Source organism: Humibacter albus DSM 18994, from assembly GCF_000421825.1.
Classification (GTDB): Bacteria; Actinomycetota; Actinomycetes; order Actinomycetales; family Microbacteriaceae; genus Humibacter; species Humibacter albus.
In genome coordinates this window covers 226,353-239,972 of the sequence record NZ_ATXT01000011.1, presented here as the reverse complement: position 1 = coordinate 239,972, position 13,620 = coordinate 226,353, and the positions used below count along the sequence as shown (strand labels likewise).

Sequence of the window (13,620 nt, the reverse complement as noted above, 5' to 3'; positions counted from 1 at the left end):
AAGGGAGGGGCAGAGGCTCCGCACGGGCGACGCATAGCCGCCCTCGGTACCATCGAAAGGTGGCACGCGAGCGGATCGACGAGACGGATTTCCCCACGATCGGGGAGTTGATCGTGCGCCGTGCCGCCGAGAACGGCCAGCGGCACTACCTCGAAGACGCCAGGAGCGATCGCGCGCTGACGTATGCCGACCTGCTTGCCGGGGTCACGGATTTCCTCCGGGCGGCGGCGCTGGGGGAGCCGACCACGGTCTTCGTGCAGATCGCCGACCCACTCGCGTTCGCGCTCGCACACCTGGCGCTCGTGGCCGCCGGGCACCGTTCGGTCCCGATGGATCCGGCACTCGGCGTGGCGGACATCCGGCGCCTGGCAGGGCTCGTCGATGGACCGAAAGCGCTCGTCGCCGACGACCCGGAGCGGGCAGCCGAAGCCGGGCTGCGACCGTTACCCGTGCCGGACCCGCAGCGCGAACATCGCGCCGAGGTGGATGCATCCAGCCTGTTCCGCGACGGCGGCTCCGCCATGCTCTTCACCTCGGGATCGACCGGCAAGCCCAAAGGCGTCGAGCTCACCGCCGACCGGCTCGCCTTCGTGGGCTCCGCGGTCGGGCGGCACCTGCGGCTCACCGAGAGCGACCGCGGCTACAACCCGCTCCCGCTGTTCCACATCAACGCCGAGGTGGTGGGGCTGCTCGCCACCCTGAACGCCGGGGCGACGCTCGTCCTCGACCGGCGATTCCACCGCACCGACTTCTGGCCGTTGATGGCGCAGCGCCGCATCACCTGGATCAACGCCGTCCCCGCCATCCTCGCGGTGCTCGCCACCGAGCCGATCGTGCCGCCGCCGGGCCTGCGGCTCATCCGCACGGCATCGGCACCGCTGCCCGGACCTGTCGCCGACGCGTTCATCGCCATCCCGCTCGTCGTCAGCTATGGCATGACCGAGGCATCCAGCCAGATCACGGCCACACCGGTCGACGCACCGCGCGCGGGCACTGTCGGCATCCCCGTGGGCACCGAGGTGCAGGTGCGCGACGGCGCAGGAGTCGTGCCCGACGGCACGGTGGCCGAGCTGTGGATCCGTGGCCGCGGCGTCGTGCGCTCCTACTTCGCGGGCGCCGCAGCCGACCGCTTCGACACGGAGGGGTGGCTGCGCACCGGCGATCTCGGGTCGCGGGATGCCGACGGCTACATCACGCTCGCCGGTCGCGTCGACGACGTGATCAATCGTGGCGGCGAAAAGGTCTATCCGCTCGAGGTCGAGGAGGCTCTGCTCACCGATCCCGCGGTGCGCGAGGTGGTGGTGGTCGGTGCTCCCGACGAGGTGCTCGGGTCGGTGCCCGTCGCGTTCGTGATCCCGGCCGAGAGCATCCGCAGCGCTGAGGATGATGACGCGCTCGTCGACCGGCTCCGGTTGGTGGCCGAACAGCGTCTGCCGCGCTTCAAGCGCCCCCGCACCATCACGGTCGTCGACGATGTGCCGCGCGCCGCCACCGGGAAGGTGCAGCGCGTGAGGCTGCGCGCCGCCGTCGCCGAGCCGGCGGACGGGACCGAATGAGCGCGGCTTTCGGCGGAGATGACGACCGGAGCGCGCGGAGCCGGACAGTGCGAGACCCGACAGTTCGAGGCTCGAACAGGAACACCGACGATGCCGGGGCATCGTCGAGGCCGCACGGCGGTCACCTCTACGCGATCGACATCGTGCGCATCCTCACGTTCCTCTGCGTGATCGCCGTGCACACCACGAGCCACACCATCGCTTCCGATGACGTGGCGCTCTATCTGGTGCTGGACCTGCTGCACTTCACGCGCGAGGTGTTCTTCGCGCTCACCGCGTTCGTGCTGCTCTACTCCTACGAGGCCAGGCCGGTCTCGATGCGCAAGTTCTGGCCGAAGCGCTTCCTGCTGGTCGGAGTGCCTTACGTGGTGTGGTCGGCGATTTACGTGGTCGCCGGCTACCTGCACACTCCGAGTGGTTCACTGTGGGACCTTCTGGTGAAGTTCGTGTTCGCCACCCTGACCGGCAGCGCGTGGTACCACCTGTACTTCCTTCTCGTGACGATGCAGGTCTATCTGCTCGTACCCGTGATCATCTGGCTCGTGCGCCGCACCCGGGGCCGGCACTGGATGCTGCTGCTCGCGGGGCTCGTCGTGCAGGCCGGACTCATGTCGTGGTACCACTACGCGCCGCACACCACCGGGTGGTACGGCCACTGGGCGAAACAGATCGTTTTCACCTATTCGTTCTTCATCCTCGCCGGTGCCGTCGCCGCGGACCACCACACGGCCTTTTTGGCCTGGGTCCGGGCACGACGCGGTCTGATCGGCTGGATCGTGCTCGGTGCCGCCGGGATCATGCTCGCCGGTTACGGTGTCGAGCGGCTCCGTGGCGCGAGCCTCTACGGCGCCGGCACCCCGATGCAGCCGGCCGTCATCGTGTGGGGCGTCGCCGTCTCGCTCGGCTTCCTCGCCGTCGGCACCTGGTGGGCCGACCGACGCCGCATCGGCTCGCTGACGGCACGCTTCGTCGACACGGCGTCCGACCGATCGTTCGGTATCTTCCTGGCGCACCCGATGTTCATCTGGGTCCTGCTCTGGGTCGGCGACGACTGGCTGGAGCGCACGGTGCCGACGCCGTGGCTCACGCTCGTGACCTACATCCTCGTCATTCTCGGCGCCGTGCTCGTGACGGAGGCCGCGCGCCGTACGCCGCTCAGCCTGGCACTCACCGGGCGCCGCTTCTCCTCGCGCAGGCACCGGGCGAAGCAGCTCGAGGTGCCTCCGGGATGACACGGCCGACTCTGTCGAGAACCGATGCCGACGGGCTGAGCCGATGACGGCGACGGGACCGAAACGCGGGGCGACGCGCGCAACGCCTCTTCTCGTGCATCGCCGACGCGGCCGCGTCGTGGTGCTGCTCTGCGTCATGTACTTCATCGCGTACTTCGACCGGAACAACATCGCCACGGCCGGCCCGAGCATCATCAAGGAGTTCCACCTCACCAACGCCGAGTTCGGGCTCGCCGCCTCCGTGTTCGCCCTCTTCTACGCGGTGCTGCAGATCTTCGGCGGGTGGGTCGGCGAGAAGATCGGCCCGCGCAGAGCGTTGCTGATCCTCGGTCTGCTCTGGGGTCTCTCCACCCTGTTCACCGGCCTCGCCGTCGGCCTCGTCACACTGCTCATCGCGCGCGCGATCCTCGGATTCAGCGAATCGGCGACGTTCCCCACGGCCACCCAGGCGATGAGCCGCTGGGTGCCGCCGGACCGCAACGGGCTGGTGCAGGGCGTCGTGCACTCCGCATCCCGCCTCGGCACGGCGGTGGCGCCGATCGTGGTGGCGGCGCTGATCGTCTTCTCCGGCTGGCGGTCCTCGTTCATCTTCATCGGCATCCTGAGCATGCTGTGGGCGCTGCTCTGGTACGCCATGTTCCGCGATCGCCCGAAAGAGATGAAGGGCATCACGAAGCAGGAGCTCACCGAGGTGCCGGAGGCGCCGAAGGCGGCCGACCTGCCGCCCGTGCCGTGGCGTCGCTTGATCCGCACCATCCTGCCCGTCACACTCGTCGATTTCGCCTACGGCTGGGTCGCCTGGGTGTTCTTCACCTGGATTCCCACACTGCTCTCCGACGTCTACCACCAGGACATCGCGAAGTACGGCCTGCTCACCTCGCTCGTGCTGATCGGCGGCGTGGTGGGCGACACGCTGGGCGGCGTGCTCAGCGACCTGCTGATCCGGCGCGGATGGCGGGCGCAGGCATCCCGTCGCACGCTCCTGCTGATCGGCTTCATCGGCTCAGGGCTCTGCCTCGTCCCGCTCGTGTTCACGCCGCCTCTCACCGTCACGGTCGTGGCGCTGGCGCTCTCGTTCTTCTTCCTCGAGTTGACGAACGCGCAGCTCTGGGCGATCCCGATGGATGTCGCGCCGCTGTGGTCGGGGACCGCCAGCGGCATGATGAACACCGGTTTCGGCATCGCGGGCATCGTCTCACCGATCATCGTGGGTGCCCTAGTCGACGCCACGGGCGGCTTCGCGTGGCCGTTCGGTGTCTCGATCGGCATCCTGCTGGCCGCCACGGTGCTCGCGGGTGCGATGCGCCCGAAGGCCGTGCGGCCGAAGTCCTCGTCCGGCGACACCGGCACCATCGAGAGCGCGTGACTCGCTGTCCACGTGCGCCGGGTCACCGGCGTTCGCCCGGGGCCGGAGCGAGTGTCGGTCGTCCTTTCTAGGATGGAATCCATGCAAGCCACTCGCGCCGTCCGCCCGTTCGAGGTCGTCAGCGAGTACGCCCCGAGCGGCGACCAGCCGCAGGCGATCCGCGAGCTCGCGGGCCGCATCAACGCCGGCGAGACCGACGTCGTGCTGCTCGGCGCGACCGGCACCGGCAAGTCGGCGACAGCGGCCTGGCTCATCGAGCAGGTGCAGCGTCCGACGCTCGTGCTGTCGCACAACAAGACGCTGGCCGCGCAGCTCGCGAACGAGTTCCGCGACCTCATGCCGCACAACGCGGTGGAGTACTTCGTCTCGTACTACGACTACTACCAGCCCGAGGCCTACGTCCCGCAGACCGACACCTTCATCGAGAAGGACTCGTCGGTCAACGCCGAAGTGGAACGGCTGCGGCACTCCACGACCAACTCGCTGCTCAGCCGGCGCGACGTGGTGGTGGTCTCCACCGTGTCCTGCATCTACGGTCTCGGCGCCGCCGAGGAGTACCTCGACGCCATGGCCGCTCTTCAGGTGGGCCAGAACATCGGGCGGGATGCCATCATCCGCATGTTCGTCAACATGCAGTACCAGCGCAACGACATCGACTTCTCGCGCGGCAAGTTCCGCGTGCGCGGCGACACCATCGAGATCATCCCGATGTACGAGGAGCACGCGATCCGCATCGAGCTGTTCGGCGACGAGATCGAGGCGCTGTACTCACTGCATCCGCTCACCGGTGAGGTGATCAAGCAGCTGGATGCCGTGTCCGTCTTCCCGGCGACCCACTACGCCGCCAGCCCCGAGACCATGCAGCGCGCCATCGGCACGATCAAGATCGAACTCGCCGAACGCCTGCAGGAGCTCGAGCGACAGGGCAAACTGCTCGAGGCTCAGCGGCTGCGCATGCGAACGGGCTTCGACCTGGAGATGATGGAGCAGATCGGGTTCTGCTCCGGCATCGAGAACTATTCGCGGCACATCGACGGCAGGCAGCCCGGGGAGGCCCCGCACTGCCTGCTCGACTACTTTCCCGAGGACTTCCTTCTCATCATCGACGAATCCCACGTGACCGTGCCGCAGATCGGCGCCATGTACGAAGGGGACGCCTCGCGCAAGCGCACGCTCGTCGACCACGGCTTCCGGCTCCCGAGCGCCCTCGACAACCGCCCTCTGAAGTGGGAGGAGTTCACGCAGCGCATCGGACAGACCGTCTACATGTCGGCCACGCCGGGCCGGTACGAGCTCGGCATCGCCGACGGCATCGTGGAGCAGATCATCCGCCCGACCGGGCTCGTCGATCCCGAGATCGTCGTCAAGCCGACGAAGGGACAGATCGACGACCTGCTGGAGGAGATCCGCCTGCGGGTCGAACGCGACGAACGCGTGCTCGTTACGACGCTGACGAAGAAGATGGCGGAGGAACTCACCGACTACCTCGCCGAGGCGGGCGTGCGGGTGCGCTACCTGCACTCGGATGTCGACACCCTGCGCCGCGTGGAGCTCCTCACCGAGCTGCGCCAGGGCGTCTATGACGTGCTAGTGGGCATCAACCTGCTGCGGGAGGGGTTGGACCTGCCCGAGGTGTCGCTCGTGGCCATCCTGGACGCCGACAAGGAGGGCTTCCTGCGCTCATCGACCTCGCTCATCCAGACCATCGGCCGCGCCGCCCGCAACGTCTCGGGCGAGGTGCACATGTACGCCGACGTGCTCACCGATTCGATGAAGCAGGCCATCGAGGAGACGAACCGGCGCCGCGAGAAGCAGGTCGAGTACAACCGCGTGAACGGCATCGACCCGCAGCCGCTGCGCAAGCGCATCGCCGACATCACCGACGTGCTGGCGCGCGAGGAGGCCGACACCGAGAAGCTGCTCGCCTCGCGAAGCAAGGGCGGCAAGAAGACGAAGGACGGCGGGGGAGGCGGCCGCAAGGCACCGACACCGAACCTGCGGCGCGAGGGCATCGCTGCCGAGGGCGCGGAAGAGCTGGAGTCGCTCATAGCCGATCTCAACGACCAGATGCTCGCGGCCGCCGGCGAGCTCAAGTTCGAGCTGGCCGCCCGCCTGCGCGACGAGCTGGGCGATCTGAAGCGCGACCTGCGCCAGATGGAGAAGGCCGGGCACGCGTGAGCGCCGAGCGCCCCGGCCGGGCAGACGGTGAAGGGGCGAAGCCGAGCGCGCTAGCGTGAACGCGTGAGCAACGGACGCGACAGGGTGACGAGGCCGCGCCTCGGGCGCGCCGGCGCCGTGGCCGGAGTCGTCGCGCTCGGGGTGATCGTCGTCGCTGGCGTGCTGGTCGCCGGCCCCGTCCGCACCGGGCAGCCGCGCTGGATCCCGACCCCGGCCTCGATCGCCCCCCAGCGCACGTTCTCGGGACCGCAGCAGACCACGGCACCGAACGAGGGGGCCCGACACGCGGAGTCGGGAGTGCAGTGGCATCCGTGGCTCGTCGCGGCGATCGTGGCGGCCATCGTGCTCGCGCTTGTGCTCGTCTACCTCCTGCGGCGTCTGCTGCGACGGCCCGCCATGCTCACCGAGACGCGTCCGGCCGCGGTTCTGCCGATCACGACGCCGACGCCGTCGACTCCCGACGACGACGTGGCCGCGCCGGCGGTGGTGACCGGCATCGCGCGGGCGATCGAGCTCCTCGACGATGCCCGTGATCCGCACGACGCCATCGAGCGTGCCTGGCTCGGCCTGCAGGATGCCGCTGCCGCCTCAGGCGTGCGACGTCGCCCCGCCGAGACCCCGGCCGAGTACACCTCCCGCATCATTGCGCGCCTCGACACCGACCACGACGCCGCAGACACGCTGCTGCGCCTGTATCAAGAGGTGCGATTCGGCGGACACGCCGCCGACGCATCCACGGTGGCGCAGGCCCGCGAATGCCTTGTGCGCCTGCGTGCCTCCTGGCACGACCGCGCCGGTTCCGGCGGAGCTGCGCCATGAGCGAACCCGTTCCGCGTCACACGTTCAGCGTCGCCGGTGTCGTCTGGTCTGCGATCGCCGGCGCCGCGGTTGCCGCGCTGCTCTGGTACCTCGGCGTCGAGGTGTACTTCTCGATCGCGCTCGGGATGCTCATCGTGGCGCTCTGCCTCGTCTGGGCGGCCTTCCGCGGCTCCGCCACGGTGCCCTGGCCCGTCACCGAGCAAGCGCCCACGGCCGGCACCCGGTCGGACGTCGCACGACTGGCGTGGGCTTTCCGGACCCACCGCGGCTCGGTAAGGGAGCCCGCGATCCGGGCCGTGCGCGAGCTCGCCTCCCGGCGACTGGCGCGCCACGGCCTCGACCTCGCCGCCGAGGCCGACCGTGACAAGATCGTCGCGACCATCGGATCGGCCGCCTACGACGCTCTCGTGGCGCCCGGAGGCATCCTTCCGTCCGCGGCCGCACTGAGCGCGTGCCTCGACGCGCTGGACGCGCTGGATCGCCTCGGTATCCCCACGAAGAAACTCGGAACCCCCTCGAAGAGAACAGGACATCCGACACCGTGACCGACACACACCCCGAAGCTCGGGCCGCCGAGCATCCGGACGAGCCCTCCGAGGTCCGCCCCGCCGACATCACGACGATCGCGAAGCGGTCCGCCGCGGTGCTCGACGCCGTCGAAGAGGTGGTGATCGGCCAGAGCGAGCCGCTGCGCGTGGCGCTGGCGAGCATCCTGGCCAAGGGTCACGTGCTGTTCGAGGACGTGCCGGGCCTCGGCAAGACGCTCGCCGCCCGCAGCCTCGCGCAGGCGATGGGACTGCCGTTCCGCCGCCTGCAATGCACGCCCGACCTGCTCCCGGCAGACATCACCGGCTCGTACGTGTACGCACCGGGCACAGGCGAGTTCGTGTTCCGTCCCGGACCGGTGTTCACCGGCCTGCTGCTCGCCGACGAGCTCAACCGCACGGCGCCGAAGACCCAGTCCGCACTGCTGGAAGCGATGGCCGAGGGACAGGTCACCGTCGAGGGCACCAGCTTCGGTCTGCCGAGCCCGTTCCACGTCATCGCCACGGCGAACCCGATCGAATACGAGGGCACGTACGCGCTGCCCGAGGCGCAGCTCGACAGGTTCCTGGTGCGGCTCAGCGTCGGGTATCCGGACCGCGCCGAGGAGGAGCGAGTGCTCACCGGACGCATCGCCCGGCGCACCGAGGTGGCGCACGTCGACCCGGTGACGGATGCCACGGGGCTGCGCGCCATGCAGGCCGGCGTCGAACTCGTGCACGTCGACCCCGACATCGTGCACTACTGCGTCGACCTGGCCGCCGCGACCCGGCGCGATCGCGCGGTCGAGGTGGGTGCCTCGCCGCGGGGATCGCAGGCGCTCATGCTCGTCTCGCGTGCCCTCGCGGTGATCGACGGACGGGACTTCGTGACGCCGGACGACGTCAAGCGAGTGGCTGTGCCCGCACTCGCGCATCGTCTGACGCTCACGCCGGCCGCGTGGGCGGCGGGCACCGACCCGGTGCGCATCGTGGCCGGGCTCGTGGAGGCCGTTCCGGGGCCGCCGGTCGCCGCCCGCGGCGCGGGAGTCTGATGACCTGGCGCCGCACGGCGGTTCCTGCCGCGACCACCGTGACCGCGCTCGTCGTCGCGGTCGTCTCTGTCGTGCTCGGCCGCCCGGACGGGGCCGTGATCGCGGTGGTGCTGCTCGTCGCCGCGGTGCTCGCCCTGCGCCGGCCACGCGAGGACGAGTCGGCGCGCGTGACGCTACGGTCCTCTGGACTCGACACCGATCGCGACGGGAGCGACGGCGAGCCTGCGACGGGCAGGCAGAGCGACCACGCCGACGTCGACATCGTCATCGAGGCGGATCCCGACGTGCCACTCGTGCTGGTGCGCGTCACCTCGCTCGGGTTCGAGACGCAGCGGTTCGCCGTTGCACCACCGGCGATCCTCCGCGCGCACGTGCCACTGGCGCACTCCGGCGAGCAGGAGCTCGTGGCCGTTCAGGTGCGCGGCGTCGCGACCGACGCGGCCTTCATCTCCGAAGCCGAGCCACGGGCATCCCACCGCGCCGTCGTCGAGCCGGTGCTCACGAGCGTCGCGTCGCTGCCCGTTCCGCTGCGGCTGCGCGGGCTCACCGGAGCTCACGCGTCGGGAAGGCCCGGCGACGGAGGCGAGTTCCGCGACATCCACCCGTTCGCTCCCGGCGACCGGTTGCGGCGCATCGACTGGAAGGCGACGGCGCGCCTCGGCCGACGCCCCGGCGACCTCTTCGTGCGGCGTACCAACGCCACCAGCGACCTCGACGTGGCGATCGTGCTCGACGACGCCGACGACGTCGGAGAGTCCGTCGCCGACTGGGCTCTCGGCGATCCCACGATCAGCGGTGTGACGTCGATGGATGTCGCGCGCTCGGCCGCATGGTCGCTCGCCTCCGCGTTCGGCGAGCAGGGCGATGCCGTGTCGTTCCAGGTGCTCTCCCGAGCAGGCGGAGCGATCCCACGCGGCACCGGAGGCCGTCACCGCGAACGTCTCGGCGCGGCCATCGCCCGCACGAGCCCGCACTCGCGTCTGCTCTCACGAGCACGGACGCCGCTCGTCGCCTCCGGTGCGCAGGTGCTGCTGCTCACCACCGTGCTCGACAGCGATCCCGTGCGACTCGCGGGGTTGTGGCGTGCCGCAGGGCATCGCGTGCTCGTCGTCGACACCCTGCCCGTCCCGAACACGGGCGGCCTCGACAAGCGCCAGCGGCTCGCCCTGCGCGTCGTGCTGGCACTACGCGAGGAGCGCATGCACGAGTTGCGCTCCATCGGAGCCGATGTGGTGCACTGGCACGGCGACGCGGCGGCCCTCGCCGCGGGGCTGCGCGTGCTGAGCCGACCGAGGCGCCGATGAGCGAACGCCTGCACACCCGCGTCGACGCCGGTGCGATCGTGCCCGGGTTCCTCCCGCGCGCCGCGGTCGCGATCATGGGTGCCGTCGCGGCGTTTCTCCTCGCGCCCGCGCCGTTCTCCTTCATCGCCGCAGCACTCGCCGTGGCCGGAGCGCTGTTCCCCGTCATGCTCGGCGCGTGGGGTTGTGCTCTGGTGCTGGCGCTGGCCCAGCTCGGCCGGGCCCCGGATGCCCTCGACTGGCGCGCGTACGCCGCACTCGCGACCGTGCACCTGCTGCCCGTGCTCGGCGCACTGGCGACGGTCGTGGAACCGAGCGGCGCTCTGCAACTCGCCGCCCTGTGGCGGCCGCTGCGACGGTGGCTGGCGATCCAGGTGCCGGCACAGGTCGTCCTCGCGATCGTGCTCGTGGCATCCGATGTCTTCGGTTCCGGGGGAGCGGGCGACGCCGCCACGCGCTGGGCAGGACGACACGCGCTCGTCGTCGCACCCGTCGCCGGCGTCGTCGCGCTCGTCGCCGTGGCGGCGATAGTGGCATTCGTGGCAGCGATCGTCCGGCGCCGCTGAGCGAGCTCGCTCTGCTCTCACCTCACTCGACATGTGTCGCCGCTACGCGGCTCGACAAACTCAATCGCTTCGGCAGAGCGAGCAAGCTCGCTCTGCTCTCACCTCACTCGTTTGTCAGACGTGTTACCTAGAATTCTGGGGTGTCGATCTCGAAGGTGGAAACCCATTCCCAGCTGAGTGTGCGCGGTGCCCGCGTGCACAATCTGCGCAACGTGAACGTCGAGATCCCCCGTGACTCGCTGGTCGTCTTCACGGGCCTTTCCGGCTCCGGAAAGTCGTCGCTCGCATTCGACACGATCTTCGCCGAGGGCCAGCGCCGCTACGTCGAGTCGCTGTCCGCGTACGCCCGTCAGTTCCTCGGCCAGGTGGACCGCCCCGACGTCGACTTCATCGAGGGTCTGAGCCCCGCCGTCTCGATCGACCAGAAGTCCACGAACCGCAACCCGCGGTCCACGGTGGGCACCATCACGGAGATCTTCGACTACATGCGCCTCCTCTGGGCGCGCATCGGCGTGCCGCACTGCCCCGTCTGCGGCGAGGTCATCCAGCGCCAGACGGTGCAGCAGATCGCCGACCAGCTGATGGAGCTCGAGGCGGGCACCCGCTATCTCGTGCTCAGTCCCGTCGTGAAGCAGAAGAAGGGCGAGTTCGTCGACCTCTTCACCGAGCTGGCGGCATCCGGGTACTCGCGCGCCCTGGTCGACGGCGAGCAGATCCAGCTCTCCAGCCCGCCCACGCTCAAGAAGCAGTACAAGCACGACATCTCGGTCGTGGTCGACCGGCTCGTCGCCGGGCCGGACATCCTGACCCGTCTCACCGACTCGCTCGAGACCGCACTGTCGCTCACCGACGGGCTGGTGACGATCGACTTCGTCGACGAGAGCGGGCCGGATGGCTCACGCAACTTCAGCGAGAAGCTCGCCTGCCCGAACGGGCACCCGATCCAGCTCACCGAGATCGAGCCGCGCACCTTCTCGTTCAATGCGCCGTTCGGTGCCTGCCCGGAGTGTTCCGGACTCGGCACTCGCATGGCGGTGGACGAGGACCTCCTGCTCGGCGACACCTCGCTCGCCATCTCGGAGGGTGTCGTCCTGCCGTGGAGCACCCAGGGCAAGGGCCTGTACCAGTACTACGAGAAGCTGCTGGCCGGCCTCGCCCGCGATCTCGAGTTCGACCTCGACAGTCCGTGGGACGAGCTACCGGCCACGATCCGCGAGGCGGTGCTGCGCGGCAAGGACTTCAAGGTCAAGGTCAAGTGGCGCAACCGCTACGGCCGCGAACTCAGCTACACGTCGGGCTTCGAAGGCGTCGTGCCCTACATCGAGCGGCAGTACCTGCAGGCCGAATCCGACACGCAGCGCCAGCGCTGGTCGGAATACCTGCGCGAGGTGCCGTGCCCCGTCTGCAAGGGCAAGCGACTCAAGCCCGAGGTGCTCGCCGTGCTCATCCACGAGCACAGCATCGCCGACGTCGCCGATCTCAGCCTGGCGGACGCCCGCGCCTTCATGAACAAGCTGCAGCTCACCGAGCGCGAGCAGATGATCGCCGCCCAGGTGCTGCGCGAGATCAAGCTGCGACTCGATTTCCTCATCCAGGTCGGACTGAGCTACCTCAGCATGGGTCGCGCGGCCGCGACGTTGTCCGGGGGAGAGGCGCAGCGCATCCGGCTCGCGACGCAAATCGGATCCGGCCTCACGGGTGTGCTGTACGTGCTCGACGAGCCGAGCATCGGTCTGCATCAGCGCGACAACCGACGCCTCATCGATACGCTCGTCGCCCTGCGCAACCTCGGCAACACGCTCATCGTCGTCGAGCACGACGAAGACACCATCCGCACGGCCGACTGGATCGTCGACATCGGCCCGGGAGCGGGCGAAGCGGGTGGACGCGTCGTGCACTCGGGAACATACGACGAGCTCGTCGCGAACACCGACTCGCTCACCGGGGACTATCTGGCCGGCCGCCGCGCCATCGAGACGCCGCAGCAGCGTCGACCGGTCGACCCGCAGCGCATGCTTCGCGTCGTCGGCGCGAATGCCAACAACCTGCGCAACCTCACCGTCGAGTTCCCCCTCGGGGTCTTCGTCGCCGTCACCGGTGTGAGCGGTTCGGGCAAGTCCTCGCTGGTCAACGACATCCTGTACCGCGTGCTGGCGAACCGGTTGAACGGGGCGCGCAAGGTTGCAGGCAAGCACACCAGGGTCACGGGCACGGAACAGCTCGACAAGGTCGTGCACGTCGACCAGGCACCGATCGGACGAACGCCGCGATCGAACCCGGCGACGTACACCGGCGTGTTCGACCGCATCCGCACCCTGTTCGCCGAGACCACCGAGGCGAAGGCCCGTGGCTACCTGCCCGGTCGCTTCAGTTTCAACGTAAAGGGCGGCCGCTGCGAGAACTGCCAGGGCGACGGCACCATCAAGATCGAGATGAACTTCCTGCCCGACGTCTACGTCACGTGCGAAGTGTGCGGGGGAGCGCGGTACAACCGCGACACGCTCCAGGTGCACTACAAGGGCAAGAACATCGCCGAGGTTCTCGACATGCCCATCTCGGAAGCGGCCGCGTTCTTCGAGCCGATCAGCGCCATCCATCGCTACCTGAAAACGCTGGTGGATGTCGGACTCGGCTACGTGAGGCTCGGCCAGTCCGCGACGACGCTCTCCGGCGGCGAGGCGCAGCGCGTCAAGCTCGCCACCGAGTTGCAGAGGCGCAGCAACGGACGCACCGTCTATGTGCTGGACGAGCCGACGACGGGTCTGCACTTCGAAGACGTGCGCAAGCTTCTGCAGGTGCTGGGAAGCCTGGTCGACAAGGGCAACACGGTCATCGTGATCGAGCACAACCTCGACGTGGTGAAGTCCGCCGACTGGCTCATCGATCTCGGCCCCGAGGGCGGTTCCGGCGGCGGCCGTGTCGTCGCGACCGGAACGCCGGAAGACGTCGCCCGCACCAAGGGCAGTCACACGGGCGTGTTCCTCGCGGAGATCCTCGACCGGCTCGACGAGCAGAAGACCGCCTGA

General features: G+C 69.3%; 10 protein-coding genes. All 10 read left to right on the top strand.

The window, feature by feature from the left end:
• The first annotated feature begins 59 nt into the window (after positions 1-59).
• On the top strand, positions 60-1,556 hold the full coding sequence (locus H623_RS17380; RefSeq protein ID WP_022899373.1) for a class I adenylate-forming enzyme family protein: 1,497 nt from the start codon (positions 60-62) through the stop codon (positions 1,554-1,556).
• Between the two features lie 47 nt (positions 1,557-1,603).
• Positions 1,604-2,788, top strand: coding sequence for an acyltransferase (locus H623_RS17375; protein WP_022899372.1), 1,185 nt, complete (start codon positions 1,604-1,606; stop codon positions 2,786-2,788).
• Positions 2,789-2,882: 94 nt separating this feature from the next.
• Positions 2,883-4,154: an MFS transporter gene (locus tag H623_RS0102505; protein WP_026939822.1), complete on the top strand. Its 1,272-nt coding sequence runs from the start codon at positions 2,883-2,885 to the stop codon at positions 4,152-4,154.
• 81 nt (positions 4,155-4,235) lie between these two features.
• Positions 4,236-6,332 (top strand): excinuclease ABC subunit UvrB, encoded by a 2,097-nt coding sequence (gene uvrB / locus H623_RS0102500; RefSeq protein WP_022899370.1) that lies wholly within the window; start codon positions 4,236-4,238, stop codon positions 6,330-6,332.
• A 63-nt stretch (positions 6,333-6,395) separates the two neighbouring features.
• Complete coding sequence (locus H623_RS17370) at positions 6,396-7,151, top strand: DUF4129 domain-containing protein (RefSeq protein ID WP_022899369.1); 756 nt, start codon at positions 6,396-6,398, stop codon at positions 7,149-7,151.
• Entirely contained in the window at positions 7,148-7,696 is a 549-nt protein-coding gene (locus H623_RS0102490) for a hypothetical protein (protein WP_022899368.1), read from the top strand. Before H623_RS17370 ends, H623_RS0102490 begins: the two co-directional genes overlap by 4 nt.
• Positions 7,697-7,764: 68 nt before the next feature.
• Positions 7,765-8,727 (top strand): AAA family ATPase, encoded by a 963-nt coding sequence (locus H623_RS17365; RefSeq protein ID WP_033371208.1) that lies wholly within the window; start codon positions 7,765-7,767, stop codon positions 8,725-8,727.
• On the top strand, positions 8,727-10,031 hold the full coding sequence (locus H623_RS17360; RefSeq protein ID WP_022899366.1) for a DUF58 domain-containing protein: 1,305 nt from the start codon (positions 8,727-8,729) through the stop codon (positions 10,029-10,031). The genes H623_RS17365 and H623_RS17360 overlap by 1 nt, the downstream gene beginning before the upstream one ends.
• Positions 10,028-10,594: a hypothetical protein gene (locus tag H623_RS0102475; protein WP_022899365.1), complete on the top strand. Its 567-nt coding sequence runs from the start codon at positions 10,028-10,030 to the stop codon at positions 10,592-10,594. The genes H623_RS17360 and H623_RS0102475 overlap by 4 nt, the downstream gene beginning before the upstream one ends.
• A gap of 140 nt (positions 10,595-10,734) precedes the next feature.
• Positions 10,735-13,620 carry an excinuclease ABC subunit UvrA gene (gene uvrA / locus H623_RS0102470; RefSeq protein WP_022899364.1) on the top strand — a complete coding sequence of 962 codons (2,886 nt, stop codon included), beginning with the start codon at positions 10,735-10,737 and terminating at the stop codon, positions 13,618-13,620.